11 protein-coding genes are annotated in these 15,393 nt (G+C 60.1%); 3 read left to right on the top strand and 8 right to left on the bottom strand.

Annotated elements, in window-relative coordinates; translation table 11 throughout:
- Positions 1–2,541: an SBBP repeat-containing protein gene (locus ACR9Y2_RS04280; RefSeq protein ID WP_435039816.1), complete on the bottom strand. Its 2,541-nt coding sequence runs from the start codon at positions 2,539–2,541 to the stop codon at positions 1–3.
- 277 nt (positions 2,542–2,818) lie between these two features.
- Here ACR9Y2_RS04280 and ACR9Y2_RS04275 point away from each other — a divergent pair, with 277 nt between their 5' ends.
- Both ACR9Y2_RS04275 and ACR9Y2_RS04270 read left to right on the top strand, forming a co-directional pair.
- Complete coding sequence (locus ACR9Y2_RS04275; RefSeq protein ID WP_435039815.1) at positions 2,819–3,733, top strand: GNAT family N-acetyltransferase; 915 nt, start codon at positions 2,819–2,821, stop codon at positions 3,731–3,733.
- Between the two features lie 282 nt (positions 3,734–4,015).
- The gene (locus ACR9Y2_RS04270) at positions 4,016–5,512 is read left to right on the top strand and encodes a hypothetical protein (RefSeq protein WP_435039814.1); all 1,497 of its coding nucleotides are present in this window, start codon (positions 4,016–4,018) and stop codon (positions 5,510–5,512) included.
- 112 nt (positions 5,513–5,624) lie between these two features.
- Here the strand turns inward: ACR9Y2_RS04270 and ACR9Y2_RS04265 are convergent, their stop codons facing one another.
- The 7 genes from ACR9Y2_RS04265 to ACR9Y2_RS04235 form a co-directional block, all read right to left on the bottom strand.
- Positions 5,625–6,005 (bottom strand): PilZ domain-containing protein, encoded by a 381-nt coding sequence (locus ACR9Y2_RS04265; protein ID WP_435039813.1) that lies wholly within the window; start codon positions 6,003–6,005, stop codon positions 5,625–5,627.
- Between the two features lie 170 nt (positions 6,006–6,175).
- The gene (locus ACR9Y2_RS04260) at positions 6,176–8,392 is read right to left on the bottom strand and encodes a choice-of-anchor D domain-containing protein (RefSeq protein WP_435039812.1); all 2,217 of its coding nucleotides are present in this window, start codon (positions 8,390–8,392) and stop codon (positions 6,176–6,178) included.
- A gap of 6 nt (positions 8,393–8,398) precedes the next feature.
- Positions 8,399–9,301, bottom strand: a complete 903-nt coding sequence (locus tag ACR9Y2_RS04255) for a hypothetical protein (RefSeq protein WP_435039811.1) — start codon at positions 9,299–9,301, stop codon at positions 8,399–8,401.
- Between the two features lie 75 nt (positions 9,302–9,376).
- Positions 9,377–10,042 (bottom strand): hypothetical protein, encoded by a 666-nt coding sequence (locus ACR9Y2_RS04250; protein ID WP_435039810.1) that lies wholly within the window; start codon positions 10,040–10,042, stop codon positions 9,377–9,379.
- A gap of 97 nt (positions 10,043–10,139) precedes the next feature.
- The gene (locus ACR9Y2_RS04245; protein ID WP_435039809.1) at positions 10,140–11,150 is read right to left on the bottom strand and encodes a polysaccharide biosynthesis/export family protein; all 1,011 of its coding nucleotides are present in this window, start codon (positions 11,148–11,150) and stop codon (positions 10,140–10,142) included.
- Positions 11,151–11,190: 40 nt separating this feature from the next.
- Complete coding sequence (nusG, locus tag ACR9Y2_RS04240) at positions 11,191–11,760, bottom strand: transcription termination/antitermination protein NusG (RefSeq protein ID WP_435039808.1); 570 nt, start codon at positions 11,758–11,760, stop codon at positions 11,191–11,193.
- 366 nt (positions 11,761–12,126) lie between these two features.
- On the bottom strand, positions 12,127–12,846 hold the full coding sequence (locus tag ACR9Y2_RS04235; RefSeq protein ID WP_435039807.1) for a hypothetical protein: 720 nt from the start codon (positions 12,844–12,846) through the stop codon (positions 12,127–12,129).
- Positions 12,847–14,230: 1,384 nt separating this feature from the next.
- Between ACR9Y2_RS04235 and ACR9Y2_RS04230 the strand changes: the two genes are divergently transcribed.
- On the top strand, positions 14,231–15,379 hold the full coding sequence (locus ACR9Y2_RS04230) for a sugar transferase (RefSeq protein WP_435039806.1): 1,149 nt from the start codon (positions 14,231–14,233) through the stop codon (positions 15,377–15,379).
- Positions 15,380–15,393: the final 14 nt, after the last annotated feature.

Raw genomic sequence — 15,393 nt, 5'->3', positions numbered from 1 at the left:
TCAGGGCACCACCAGGGTGACGCGCACGGTGCAGGTGTCGCCGGGTGCGGATTTGGGGGTCAGCCGGAGTATGCCTTCATACACTCCGGCTGTTAGGCCGGTGGTGTCCGCCGACAACGCCAGGAGGGAAGGCGTCACGCCGGCGGGGTGATCCAGCCTGAGCCAGGATACGTCGGCAGCGGCAGTGTAGTAGAGTCCCGTGCCGCCCGTGACGCTGAGCTGTGCGGGCTCGCTGTCCGGAGTGAGATCAAGGCGATCTCGGGAGGCTTTGAACTCGGAGATCACCATGGTTGCCTGCAGCAGGGAGGGGAGCACCTGCACGCCTGGCGAGTTGACGGAGGCTGTTCCGCTATAGATGCCTGGCGGCAGACCTCCCGGAGAGGCGCGTAGTGTGAGGGCCATCTCATCGGCGACGCCGAGCCACCCTGCGTCGCTGGCGGTGCCGAGTTGGTAGGTGCGTGCGCCGGCGGCGGAGCTCGCGTAGAGGCGAAGCAAAGCAGGCTCGGAGTGAGGAGTCAGGTTGTCGAATCGCAGCTTCCGCGGCCAGAGGTCCACATCGCCAAAGGCGAGGCGAGCCAGGAAGCCGCCCCGGTTCAGGTTCTTCTGAAGCGCAGGCTGGTATGTCCCGGAGGTGATGGGCATGTCGGAGGAGATCGTGGAACCGGCGATGAAGATGTCGTTGCTCGGGCCTATGGCAATGGCATTGCCCTCGTCCGGGGCGTTGCCGGCATAGTGCGAGGAAAAGAGGAGCGAAGTGCCCGGCGCATCGAGACGCGCCACGAACGCATCGTTGTAGTCGTAGATGTTGCCGCCCATGGGGAGGGCGTCGGGGGTGACCGGGAAATTCCGGCTGCTGGTGCTGCCCACCAGGAATGCCTGGCCGGAGGCATTGGCAACTATCCCCTTCACTGCATCCTGCGCGTCGCCTCCGAGATAGGTGGAGTACACCCAGGCGTTGCCGGCCGGGTTGATCTTGGCGGCGAAGCCTTCCAGGTCAGGGCTGTAGTACTCGGGGTGAAAGATGTGTTGGGGTTGTACGGCGCCGGGGGTGACAGGGAAGGCGAGCGACTGGGTGGATCCGCCGATGTAGGCGGCTCCCGTGGGGTCCACGGCAACGGCTTTGGCTTCGTCGGGGCCTGGTCCTCCGAGGTAGGTGGCGTAGATGAGCGCGCTGCCGGTTGGATTGAGTTTGGCAAGAAATGCATCGGCGTCTGGAGGGGTGTTCAGGCTGGCCTGGGGCGCACCCGGGGTGACCGGAAAATCCGTTGAGTCGGTATTCCCGGCCAGGTAGACATTGCCGGACGTGTCGAGCGCGATGGCCGGGCTCCACTCGCCGCCGGTGCCGCCGATGAGTGTTGAGTAGACGAACGCGGTGGCGGACTGGTTCAGTTTAACGACATAGGCATCGCTGACGCCGCGCACCGAGATCTGGGAGGCGCCTGGCGTTGCGAGAAAGCGCTCGATGCCGCCGACGGAACCTCCGACGTAGGCGTAACCGGCGGGGTCGACGGCGATGGAGGTTGGCGTCCCATAGACATAGGTCGCATATTGGAGCCGGGAGCCATCCGGCGCGAATTTGGCGACAAAGCCGTTGCTGCGCATGGGATCGCCCTGGTAAGGAGCGCCCGGGGAGAGGGGGAACTTTAGCTCGTAGTCGGATCCGGCCACATAGGCGCTGCCCGTGGCATCGACGGCAATGGCGGTACAACTGCCGATGAAATAAGTGGAGTAGAGCAGCCTGGTGCCGGAGGGGTCCAGCTTTGAGAGGAAACAGGAGGATGGCGAGCGCTGGTAAGCGCCTTCGGAAGTCGGGAAATCGCCGGTCTCCGTCCTGCCCGTGACGTAGGCATTGCCTGCCGGGTCCACCGCAATGGCCGTGATGTAGTCGGAGCCGTAGTAGTAATGAGTGCTGGGAGCAATGCCTCCGCTCAGGAATGTGGAGTAAGTGATGACGGGATCAATCGTCAGGGGGCGGGTGTGGTCATAGGCGCCCAGTTTGAGTCCAATATCGCCATTCCGCAGGACAACATAGTCGACTGGCACATGGTGCCCGTCCTGGCTGGCGCTGGGCTTGCCGTGGCGAAGGATCGACGTGCCCAGCCGGGCGTTCAAGGCTCCGTTCTCCAGTTGCGTGGGCGCTCCTTCCAGGCGCAGCCGGATGCGTCGCGGATCGGCTCCAGGCCGGAGCACTAGGTCGTACTCAAGGTCACTGCCCTGGAGGTAGAAGATGGCGTCGATACCCGGCCAGAGCGAGGCGTACCGGGCACGCGCGAAGGACGGTACATTCCGGCGCCATTGACGCTGGTCCGGCGACAGGAGGAAGTGGAATCGCGCTGTCTGCGGCTCGAGCCCCTGCGGAGTAACCGGCCGCGCACCGGGAAACCGGAGTTTGACAGGGCTTTGGGCGCCCCGGGCAAACAGGCGTACTTCACCCGGCTGTAACGAGGCCGCGAGTCCGGCGGTATGCACGGAGAGCGTCCGCCCCGTGCCCGGCACGAAGAGCGCGGCAGGCGCGGCGACGTGCACGGCCGTCAGTGACATCAGCCACCACAAGGCTACCCTTCCGTACCGGCAAGGCATTTTTCCAATTACCTCCACTTGGGCCACCGCAATCTCGAAATGCCGGCCACTTGCATGGGACGTGCGTGAAATAAATCCGGATTTTCGTTTTTCGAATGACCCGCGAATTCTCATCCTATCGCACCGTGGATCGTGCCGGCCTTCCCAGGCACGACGCCAGTCCGCGATTATTCCCTCTATGTCGGCGCCTATCTGGGAAGTGGTTGCTTTTGGCAACTACTTTGGCTAGACTGAGCGCATGAAGCAATCGGGCATTTCCGGCAAGGTTGTGGATCAGGTTGCGGTGGTGCGGGACTTCAATCGCTTCTACACGGCCCGCTTGGGGCTACTTCGCAAGCGCCATCTCGACGGCGTGTTTTCGCTCACTGAAGCGCGGATTCTCTACGAGGTCGGGACTACGCCCAATACCACTGCGGCAACTTTGCGCGGCAGGCTTGGGCTCGACGCCGGTTATATCAGCCGCCTGCTCGCGCTGTTGACGAAGCGGAAGCTGATTCGCCAGACGGCTTCCAGGCTGGACGGCCGAGAGAGGCTGCTGACACTGGCAGCGGCAGGCGAGGCGGCAGTCGCGCGTCTGGATGAACAATCCTCGCTGCAGATCCAGGAATTGCTGTCGGATCTCAGCCCGGAAGACCGCGAAGTCCTGGTCCAGTCCCTCTCGAAGGTGCGCACCATCCTCAGTCGGGAGGGTGGAGAGGCGGTCAAGGTGGTCCGACTTTCGGAATCGAACGACGACGCGCTCCGCCTTTTGCATGAATACTATGAGGCGGTTGGAGTGGTGCAGCGCGACGACCACGAATCCATCGAAAAGATGATCCACGGCTCGAGTTCCGGATTGTGGCTGGCCTATCTTAATGAAGAGGCGGTGGGCTGCGTGGCGCTGAAGCGACTCCCGTCCGTTCCCTGCGCCGTTGAATGCAAACGCCTCTATGTCAGGCCCTCGGCTCGCGGACGGCACATCGCCGACAAGCTGTTGGATGCCCTCGAAGAGTTTGCGAGGAGTCATGGAAAGAGGTGGATTTATCTGGACAGCTACGACGACCTCAAGGTCGCGATTGCCTTGTACCGGAAACGCGGATATCTCCATTGTGAGCGCTATAACGACAACCCGCAGGCAACGGTCTTCCTCCGGAAGTTCCTAGGGGAGGAGTGATAACGCTCCGCGGCGCTTTGGCATCGCCCTGCGCAAAGAACAGGCGCGCCGCAAACCGCAAAGAAGCATGTCGTCCGGAGATCGAATCAATCATCCATTTGGGTTCAGCAAAAGAGTCGTCATCCCGGCTGGAGGCTTTGATTCCGCAATTCCAACTGCCCTTCGGGAATGGGTGCGGGATTCGTTATAAGATTACTGGAACACGTGCTGTTCAGTGAGGAAAGGACAATTGAGTCCGATCGGAGAAGACCCTTCGGGGTATCGCTCTCGATTCACATCGCCGTGTTCGGTATTCTCTGGTGGCTGCCTCCGCTACCGGACTTTGATCTTGGTGCTCGGCCAAGTCGGAATCAATCTGTCATCGCTGAAGCCCGCCGGAACAATACGAAGATTGTCTGGTATCGCCGCGACCAGAAACTGCCCACCATCGCACCGAGTCCCACAACCTCCGAACCCGGGAAAGTGCAGGTAAAAGGGCAGGGGCTGTATATTCATGTCGCTCCGCCCGGGGCTCAGCATAAGGACCAATTCATCAATCTGCGGGAGCCAAAGATCGCCGAGCAGAAGGCGCTACCTTCGCCCAATGTCGTGATGACCGACCTCGTGGCGCCGCCTGCGCCACCCAAACGCGAGGCGCGGCCGTTCGTTCCTCCGCCTGAGCAACGGAAGAAGCCGGGCACTGCCTCGCTGGAAGAGCCCCAGATTGCAGCTGCGGCGGAACTGGCAAAGGCCCAGCAATCTTCATTGCCGGAGAGCCTGCAGCGTGCCGGAAAGCCTGCAGCAAGGAAGTTCGTTGCACCTGAGGAGAAGACGCAGCGGCAGCCCGGACAGGTAGTGCTCGCGGAACCGGTTGGGGTTCCGCAGGGCGGGACCGCCCTGGATGCCCCCAAACTGTCTCTGGACAATGGTCTGTCCACTGCAGCCAAGCCCCAGGCGAGGAAGCTGGTCCTGCCTCCCTCCCAGTCCGGCGCTGGCGGTGGGGGCAAGCCGGGGACAGGCGCACAACTGGAGGACCCCGGTCTCCTGGCTTCCGGAGGTCAGCCTGGAGTCCCCAGTGACGTTTCCGCCGTAATCCTTTCGGCCAACCCAACGACGGATGGCCGCCTGGTTCGCCCTGAAGGAAACCGGAAAGCACAGATTGAAAGCGGGGCCGACGGTGAGGCGGGGAGAGGAAAAGGCGCTGGAGGCGGGTCCGCGGATCTGGTGATTCCAGGGCTGACAGTCCGCGGAGGCGGCGCAGGTGGTGCAGTCGTCTCTTCGGCACGCAACGATATGCCGGAGTCAGGGGCCCCGTCAGGAATGACACCAACCCGGCCCGCGCCATACCGGCCGCGCCTTGACACCCCGTCGGTTTCCATTCCTCAATGGCCGAATACGCGCCGTGTACCCCCCGCCGTGGAGGGCGCCTTCACTGGCCGCCCTGTGTATAGCACCGTGATTGCAGGACTCACCGGGTATACAGACTGGGTGTTGTGGTTTGGAGAACTGGCTTCCGATACGGCCAGAACCAGAAGTGTGATGCGTCCGCCACGCCTGGCCTCAGGAGCGACCCTGCTGGCAGCGGCGCACCTGCCAGCGACGGGGAAGTGTTGGGTCAAAGCGAAACTGAGCCGAGGCGGGAAATTGATGTCCCTGGATGTTATCCAGGGCCTGGGCGCAGAACAGGCTCTCGAACTTGCGAACACGCTGGAGAAGTGGCTGTGGACCCCTGCAATCCGGAATGGCGAGGCGGTGGACGTGGAGGTCCTGATGGAAGTCGACTTGCGTCGGGGCAACTGAGCGGCAATTGCCGTGCAGCCCCCACCTCTCCCAGACAGAGTGGAGAGGAGTTTCTACCTGAGCAGAAGCCGGCTCTGCCTCCGGACGGCTGGGGTGGCGCCCGATTGGTCCGTTAGAGGCTCAATCCGCTCTTCCCGCTGGTCTTGAACGAATGCTGCAGCATTTCGACGGCCACCTGATCCTGGGAACGGCGGACCACTCTTGCCACGACCAGTATCTTCATGGCGCACCGCCGGTCCAACTGCGCAGGCCACTGAATTGCCATTCTCACGGTCTCCCCCGGCATCAGGGGCGCGCTGGTTTCAAATAGAATGCCTGTGCTGCTCATGTTCAGCGTCACTCCCGGAAGGGGTGGCTCCATGTTCCGGGCGTTCTTCCGCTGGAATACTAGATTCTGTACAAACTGGAATCGGCGGCTGGCTCGGCGTTCCCCCGGAGTAGAGGTCGAGATAAGGCGATGGCTGGACTCGACCTGATTTGGCAGACTACCCATAATCTCAATGTCCTATCGAGGCAGGGATGGCGCAATGGTCAAAAAGTAGTGCGACCATCCATGCGACAGCAGGATGAGATCCAGTACGCGTGCTATCTGCTTATGGCTCCTCCACCCAAATGAGGACTAATTCTTGAGCAGAGCGGTCTGTCTATCTTCCCGGCTCCACTCTACTGAAGCAGTACGGTCACCGGGGTGGAAGCGCCTTTCTCATTCGACACAGTCACCGAAACGGATTCGATCGTCTGAATGGGCGGCACTGCTGAACTTGAAGAGTCACTGCTGGATAGCGTGACTGGGATCTGCACCACAAATTGGCCGCCGAACGCCGCGGATGCCTGCGAGTTAAACCACAGGAATGAACGGGCTGTAATGTCCTGTGTAATCTCAGTCAGGTTGTAGTTGTAGCCTGGTTTGACCTTGAAAGACACAGTGATCTTTGTCAGGGATCTCGTGGTAGTGTAGCCCACGGCCTGCAGCGTGAAGCCGTTGTTCGTTCGCGAATCAGCGCTCAGGCTGAAGAGCTTCGGCTGGACTGCAGCGAGTGAAGCGCGCAGTCTCTTCGGACTCTCGGGGGTGAGGTCCTGGCCGCCCTGGGTCGCGAAGGCCGGCGTGATGATAATCGTGCCGGCGACACTCCCAGTCTGGTACCGGAGTTCAGTTGAACCGTTTGAGAAGACAGCCTTTGTGGTGCCGGCCGGGATGGTGAAACTGGCAACTTTCCCACCGGTAACAAACAGCACCGATGGATCACTGACAAAGCTGTCGGACTCGCTGCTTAGCGTGAGGGTGCCCGTCAGGGCAACCGAATAGGCCGCGGCCAGTGTGAGACTCACAGTGGGCTGCTCGAACGCCTGGACGGTGGTTGACCCCGAAATGGTGTAGTCCGGGAATGGCTCCGGTGCCGCTGCGATACCCGTCAACGTAAACGCATCCGTATTGATCCGCAAAGATGCCGAGGAGGGACCTGTAGCGAGCGGCGTGAACAGAATCGTGAATGTGAGCGACGCATCCGGCTCGATGGCTGTCGGCAAGGCGGGAAGCTTCGATAGCGTGAAGACGGCTTTTCCGTCGGAGACAATACCGATATTGATGATGGGAGCCGGCGCGGTCCCGGTGTTCTTGATAGTGAATTCGACCGGTGAGACTTGCCCCACCTGCACACCAGGGAAGGTCAGTGCGCCTAGCGGCTGCACAGAGGTCACACCAGCCGGATTGCGGTAGGAGTACGTCAGAATCGGGCCGATCGCTTCACCACTCAGTTCGAAACTGTCGTTGCCGACCTGAAGTCTGCCCAGTTGTTTGCCGGCCTGAGTCGGAGCGAACACTATGGTGAAAGTCCGCTGTTCTCCTGGCGCAAGCGTGACCGGCAGGAACGGTAAGTCTCGCAACTGGTAGGATATGCCGCTAACGGCAATCCCGTTCACAGTGATATCCAGGAGGCTGGAATTTCGAATTCTGACGAAAACAGTACTCTTCTCGAGGACCGCAGTGGCAGGCATCGCTACTACTTGGTTGGGAAAGAAGACTTGCGGGTCGCCGCTGGGCGGAAGCAGTTCGTAGCTGAGGTAAGAGCTGATTCCGTGCCCCCTCAGATTGATGCTGTAGCTGGTGCCGCCGGCAAAGGCCACATTTAAGGTGCCTGTGTCTGTTCCAACTTGGCGAGGTTGATAGCGCACGAGGAACTGCAGATTGGCGCCGCTCGCCAGGTTGACTGGGATCAAGGGCAGGGAGGCCAGCGAGAATGCGTCCCCAGTTACTGAAGCCGAGAGAACCTGGCCCCCGCCGCTGCCCCGGTTCACAACCAGCATTGTGGCCAGGGTGGCGCCGTTGACGGGCGTGTCTGTGAAGGGCAGAACTCCGTCCTGTGGCAGGTTAACCACATTGTTGTCGAGCGCCAGGACGTAGCTCAAGGAGAATTCCGGTGTCGTTCCATTCAGGACAATGGCAACGATGCCTGGTTGCGGGGGAATGAACGCGGGATTTGGCTGCGTTGCGGTGGGTGTCGTCTGAACGGATGACTGCAGGAAGCCGTAATCTAGTTCCGCGACGGCCGATTGGCTGCTCGATGGGAGATAGGTGAGCTGCACCGTCAGGCTTTCGTTCGGGTTGAGAACTGCATTCAGCGGAGGAGCCGAGGTGACGGAAAAGTCTTGAGCTCCAAGCAGTTGGGGCGCCTGGGGGAAGGCCAGGGTAGTCGAACCGATATAAGTGATGGTGACGGAGAGCGATTTGGGTTGGCCAATACCCAACGACCCAACAGACACACTGCCGCCATTGGCCACTGGGGTCACGATATTCCCCTGCAGCACACGGATTAAGACCTGCCCTTGCGAAGTGAAGCACGAGGCAAAGAGAAGGGATGAGGCGAGTAGGAGAGATCTCATCGTACGCTATCTCCCCTCGGCCACTGGAACAAAATATACTGTTGGGCTGGAGCTTGCATCCAGTATGTATAGCGGCTGGTCCGCTTTCTCCCGCGGGCTCAAAAGCAACACGCTGGAACGCCCGATCGGCGCGAGCATGGTTGCCGGCGCATCCAGCGATATCGGTTCCGGGATTGCCATCGTGGACCGGTCGACCAGGTACAGACGCTTGGTTGGACGGTCAGCGAGATAAAGAGTCTTCTTGTCTGGCGACAAACCGATCATGGAAAGGTCCGCGAAGTGCTCCGGGTCAGTGAAGAGTACTTTGGAGGTAGCACCCTCCTGATCCAGGGCAATCTCCACTACCTGCGCTGTACTCCTGTCGCCCACCCAGATGGTCCGGCCGCCCGGTTCCATCGCAATCGAGGATGCGTCCAGAATTGGCAGGATCAGCGTCGTTCCATCAGCCGGACTAACCCGGTACAGCCCGGCGTTCTCCACTGCAATGACAATCAGGGTGGATGCGGAATCGCCGGTGAGAGCCGTAACCGGACCGTCAACCCCAGTTAGAGGCACTGCCGTCTCGGCGTGAGCTCCGTCGCTGCCAAACCGAATCCACTGAACTGTGCGGGCCGTCGCCGAATACAGCGCCACAGCGGTGGAATCCGCCGACCAGGCCGATTGATCCGGCTTCTCGATTGCGCCCGGAATGGCGACACCCGTGGCGGCGTCATTCGTCTCCTCTCGAGAGAATCGGAGCGTTTCGCCGTGCCGAACCATAATCGCAGTCCGGCCATCCGGCGCGACCGAAGCCCAGTCCACCTCGGAAACCAGTGTCGTGTCCAGCCGCGCGGCACCGGGCATACCCAGGATCAGACGCAATGAACCAGTAAGGCCGTCAAAGACCAAACCTGTGATCGGACCAGCCACGCGCAAATCCTGAGCTCCACACGAAACCGCCAGTCCGAGTACCGCCCACCTCAGCCATTTCTTGGAGAACATAAACTACTGCGGACCTCCAATGCCAATCGAGCCCGTGCCGATCGTAATAGTGGTCTTGTCGTTGCGCCCGGACAGGATCATCGCCGTGGCAACCCCCGCCCCTGCGCCCGCTCCGATCACGGCCCACCATTTCCAGTTCTTGAACCACGGCTTGGGCGGCGCGGGGACCATTGCCTCCTGGACATTCGCATCGTTAGCCTGGCGGATACGCGTCTCGCCAGTCTGACCCGCGAATGAGGCCGTCACCCGGATAGCGAAAGCGCCAGCCGTGTTGTTGATCGTCAGGGGCGCAGTCGCCTGGCCTGCCGAATCAGTTTTGGTTACAGCGCTTGGCTTGCCATCGAAGGTGCCGCCCGGTCCGGCCGGAGGGACTTCAAAGGTCACTGTGGCGCCTTGCACCGGCTGATCAACGGCATCCAGAACCTGAACCACCGGGCTGATCGCGGATTTACTCGTCAAACTGTTGTGAACGTTCTGACCTTCCAGTACCAGGATGCGCAGTCCACCCGGAGCCACTTGCTGCCCGGGAACCGGCGCCGCCGCCTGGGTCTGCACTCCAGCCTCCGGCTTGGCCGGCTGGCCGGGCTGCTGGCGCGCAGCCAGGGGCGCAGGAGAAAGCAGGGCTGCACAGAGTAGAACAACTATGAAATTGGAACAGGACAAGGCCATTTCCCCGATCCGAGATCCGGCCTCAGGGCCGGCTTCTCTACTTAGGTCGATGCGCACACAACTCTTCCCTGATGGCATGCGAGAAATCACGATGGGACTACCTCCGTGCCAGTATCGTAATCACAAGGTATGGAATGGAGCTCAGTAATCCAGACCCTGTTCTTGCAAGCAATGCCTGCACCGACGAACCTGGTACATACAGTACATCGTTGGGCAGGAGGGGGAAGTCCCTCTCCTTTCCTTCAAATACCCGTTTTGCGTCAATCAGGATCTCGGCTCGCCTGTCTGTACCCGAGATGGGTCGCAGGATCCTCACCTGGCTCCGATTCGCTGTCGGGGTGAAGCCGCCGGCCTCCGTCAGCGCCTGGGCGATGGAGATGGAACTCCTCTCCCCCAGTTCGATGCTGGCGGGCCTTCCGACCTCTCCGCTCACATAAACCCGTTCGGCGCGTTCCGCACTAATCACGTCATAAGGCTGAAGAACGATGTCCTCTTCCGGATTGATGTTCTCGGAAAGACTGCTCAAGCTAATCTCAACCGTGCTGATCTTCTTCTCGGGGTTCTCCACCGCATTGGGCAGCGGCATCGGACCGTAGTCCGTCCGCCTGGTGATCTTGATCCGGCGCGTCGCATTCGGCGAAATGCCGCCCACGACCGTCAACATTTCGACCAGCGTGCGCCGTCCGGAGAGCGGGTAAATGCCAGGAGCGCCGAAGGCGCCGACAAAGAACACAGGTTCGCCGCGAAACTGCGCCAGGCTGATGAAGACTTGCGGATCCCGGACATACTCGCGCAACCGGCTCGTCAGTTCCTTCTCGAATGCCTGAACCGTCATCCCGCCGGCTCGGATCTTGCCGACAATGGGCAACTCCACAAATCCCTCGGAGTCGATCCGGAATGGACGCTCATTGATTTCTGGCACTTGGGCGGATCGAATTAGGATCTGATCCTCCGGCCCCATCGTGTAGTCAGGTCTCACCGCGTTGGAGATCTGATCGAGACTGGAAGGTTGCGTTGCTCCACCAGCCGGGCGCTGGGCCCGCTGGCCCCACGTTAGATCACCTACCCCCAGCATCAGCACGAACCCCAACATGACCGACCGAAGCATTATCATTCCGTATTAACCTCTGCCTCAATACAAAACCTGATCAGTGCCCGGCTCCATCTGGATTCTGTGACAACGAATGCGGAATGGGCCGGATCCAATCCCGCTCGACTTCCGCCGATACCGATCGCTGCAGCAGATTCAGCGATACCACAAGCCGATACTTCCCCTTTGTCCTCTGCAGGATCCCTTCGAGCCCCGCCAACGGGCCGCGCTCAATCAATACACGGTCGCCTAATTGCAAATACGGCCAGGGCGCTACCGGCAAACCGGAGCGAACCATCATTCGCACCCTCTCAATCTCAATGTCCGGAATGGGCGCCGGCGTGTGTCCAAAGCTGATCAGATCCACAACGCCCGGTACAATCAGCAACGGCAGGCGATCATTGGGGTTGACCCGGCAGAAGACGTAACCAGGGAAAAGGAACTTCTCAGTGACCTTTTTCCGGTCGGACCACTGGTGGTCCACCTTGTAGGAGGGACTAAACTGCTCGAAGCCTCGCTCCCGCAATTGCAGGCTGACCGTGTGCTCCCGGTTCGAGCGGACGCGAACCGCGAACCAAGGGTAGCTCCCGAGGGCGGGGCTGCTTTCTTGATCCGAGGGCGGCGTCATGGGTCTCCTGTCGTGAAAAAACTACACTATTTGAACGCTAAGGTTTATTATCCACGGAAAGAATCTGGACGAACCCCAAAATGTTTGATTTCTTCATCTGTTTGAGTGGAGTCTGGTACTGCTTGCGCGTTTCCTCGCCTCCCAGCGCGTCGCTCGTTGGCCGGTATGGCGCCGGAGATCAATCCCGGGGCGCTCACCGGCACCGCTACTCAGATTGACAGCATCTCCGTCGGCCTCCTATAGCCGCACAGAATTATGAACTTGAACGCACAAAAGCTCACGATGCTTTGCCGTGAGCTTCTGCGTTAGAACCGCAATGGAAAGCCGGAACCCTCGAACACTCCGCTGCCTGCCTGGGCGGGTCGCCTACTTCCAGCGAAGCGCTCGCTCCCGCCGTGAGGCCAGGAACAAAAGCCCTCCCGCCATCAGCAGCAACCCGAGGGTATTGGCGCCTTCCGGGACCTTCACAGCCGCGGTCGCAGTTTTGAACTCAACACGCAGCCCGGCAGGATTTCCCGTCGCCTGGACATCATTGTGCACCAGGAACGAAATCTTGTTGATCCCGGCGACAAATCCATCCAGGATGCTGAACTGCGTCCACTTTCGAAAGCCGTTACTCGGAGATCCAGTTCCAAAACCGCCTTTCACCTCTGTGCCATTGATGAAGATCTTGGTGCCTGTATTGTCCGAGGCCCACTGACCGTCGATGACGGCGGTATCGGGGTCAAAGCCCCAAAGGCTAAAAGTGGTTTCGAAAAGATAGTCGCCAGCCAAGTCCACCACCGGAAGTGGCTGGTCACTCCCCGTGGGCACAGTCGGCCGGACCCAGCGTGACTTATTGCCTTCGGCCCCCAGCCAGTCAGTTCCAACCGGCCACCCCACCACCATCACGTAGGCCGCGGAAGTCGCAGCGGGCGGATTGTACACCACGGAGTAATGCGCATCCGGCAGCGCGTTCGTTGTGATCAGGGTGTGGCTGCCGTCTACACCTGTGTTGTACAGGCGATCGGCAAATGAATCCGCCCGCAGCATGGATCCGAGTGTCATCGCACCGAGGACGACCAGCACTCGACCGAGGAATCTCATCACGTTGTTCCCGTCCTTGAAGATTTGCCGACACAACCCGGGCGACCAGTCCCGTGACCAGTTTTGTCGCAAACCACTACTGAATCGATAGCGACAGACTAAAGAGGCAAGAGATACTGCAAGCCGGAAGAGTCTGCCGAATGTAGCGTACGGTGGTTCCGGACTGGGGTCAACCCAACTCGGCACTAGCCGGCATAAAGAGTAGTTCCAGTACCCCTATTTGAGTGAAATAGCTCCACCAAAATGGAGCATGTCCTGCTTCATCAAGCCACTTCTCCACCCAGTAATCTGGCACGTCAATTTCATCTCGCCCCCTCTCTTTCCCGGCGCACTTCCAGTTGAAACCGGACGACCTGCGAATTGTCGGCAAGCGGCCCACCGCCCGTTGCGATCCTGGATGGCGTCGCACAATTCACAGTGGGCGAAATAAGGCAGAAACTATTGAGTGTTTCAAGTTTGATCGTCCTGCGAAGCGACGCCCAAAAACCCGCTCAACCTTGCCGCCGCAATCCGGCCGCCCCCTCATTCGACACCATTACCGGAAGCAACTTGAGCTTCGTGTCCAATATAGAAGTATCCAATCAGGCATCACCTGGTTTCTGAGATCCGATGCCGGCCCCTCTGTGCGAAAGCTCCAGGTGTGGAGCAATCCCAACACCATCCTGGCCTCCCGAATGGTGGATCCGTTAAATCCTTCGCTCCACACGGAGAGGGCTCGAATCCCCTAATCTAGGGCAGTCCACGCTACAGCCCCATTCCAGGTCTCCTGAATAAACCACTTGTTGTTGCACACAGGAACCAGCCCGAACGCAGCATTTTTTCCGGCTTCGTAGGGAAGCCTCCGATTTGGAGGACAGTACCCCAATTATGATGTAGTACCCCTAATTTGGGCAACGTCGATCCATATTGGCGCACCTGCTAATGCAAACCTCCGCTCATTTGAGGTCAAAGATGGAACCCGCACTAAACTCTTGTAGGGGGCCCTTCCGAAGCCCTCCGAGGTAAGTACTATTTACCAAATTTTATTGGTGATTTCCCTGAGTTCGTATGCTAAGCTTCCAACGTATTCGGGACAAGTTGCAGGTCAGCGCTTAGGAGGCCCGGATGCAACCTGATGAGATTGGGACAGAAAGGGCGGTAGCTTGGCCAAAAGAGGCCGCCGTCCAGTTAAGTCTCCTCACGAGCTCGACCCCTGTCCTGGTTTGCCCAGCTTAGGCTGCTGACAAACCCCTTTGAGTGCTGCTGTTTTCCCGTCCTCTGTAACACCGTAGGCCGAGCTGTCTATATTCTCCGGCGGGTTCACTTTGGTCGCGCCATCAGTGCCATGGCCCGGCCTTCACCGCGGGACTGGCGCATGGCACGTCCACCAGCTGAGAGGGCCTCAATGTCTGCCTCGACCTTTTCTCTGTCCAGTTGGAAATCACGCAACGTCCCCGAGGATCTCTCCGGTCTCGACCTCATGGACGAAGAGCCCTTCCTGAAAGTCCTCAACATCGAACAGAAGCGGACTGAGCGCTCCGGCCGCCGCTTCGTCCTTCTCCTCATGCAGTGCGCCGAGCTCATCTCGGCCGGGAACCCCAGGAAATCGCTGCAGCACATCCTGGATAACCTCGACCAGAACATTCGCGCCACCGACATTACCGGTTGGTATAAGCAGGACTCGGTCCTGGGCATCATCTTCACCGAACTGGGTTCCGCCGAACTCCCTGCCGTGACCAGTGCTCTCCATGCCAAGGTGAGCGGCGTTCTCTCCTCCGCCCTCGGCCCCGGCTTGGCCGACCTGGTCACCATCTCTTTCCACGTCTTTCCGGAAGACTGGGTCGCCGGCGGCACCGGCCGCGGCGGCGGATCGCTTCTGGAATCAGATCCCATCGAGGTCCGGACCCCGAGAAAGGTCTCCCTCGCCGTCAAACGCGGCATCGACGTCGCCGGCAGCCTGACAGCCCTGATTCTCCTGTTGCCCGTCATGGCCGTCGTCGCCGCAATCATCAAGATCACCTCACCGGGACCCGTACTCTTTAAACAGCTCCGTGTGGGCCGCTATGGCCGCCAGTTCAGCTTCTGGAAGTTCCGCTCCATGGTGTGCAACAACAACTCTTCTATCCATGAAGAGTTCGTCAAAAAGCTGATCGCCGGAGGGAAACCGCCCGCCAATCAGTCCAAAGAGCATCCGAATCAATACAAGCTCGCCGACGACCCCCGTATCACCCCCATCGGCCGGTTCATCCGCCGAGCCAGTCTCGACGAGCTCCCTCAGTTCTTCAACGTCCTCATCGGCGACATGTCCCTCGTCGGCCCACGCCCGCCCATCCCCTATGAAGTCAACGTCTACAGCATCTGGCACCGCCGCCGTCTCCTGGCCGCCAAGCCCGGCATCACCGGACTCTGGCAGGTCAAAGGCCGCAGCCGCGTCGGCTTCGACGACATGGTCCGTCTCGATCTGAAGTACGCCAGTTCCTGGTCGCTCTGGCTCGACGTCAAAATCATCCTGCAGACGCCTCGCGCCGTTTTCGGCGGAGAAGGCGCGCGGTAACCCCTCACCCCTCG

Origin of the sequence: Paludibaculum fermentans (assembly GCF_051172195.1) — a bacterium.
Taxonomy (GTDB): domain Bacteria; phylum Acidobacteriota; class Terriglobia; order Bryobacterales; family Bryobacteraceae; genus Paludibaculum; species Paludibaculum fermentans_A.
This window is presented reverse-complemented; position numbering and strand designations above follow the sequence as displayed.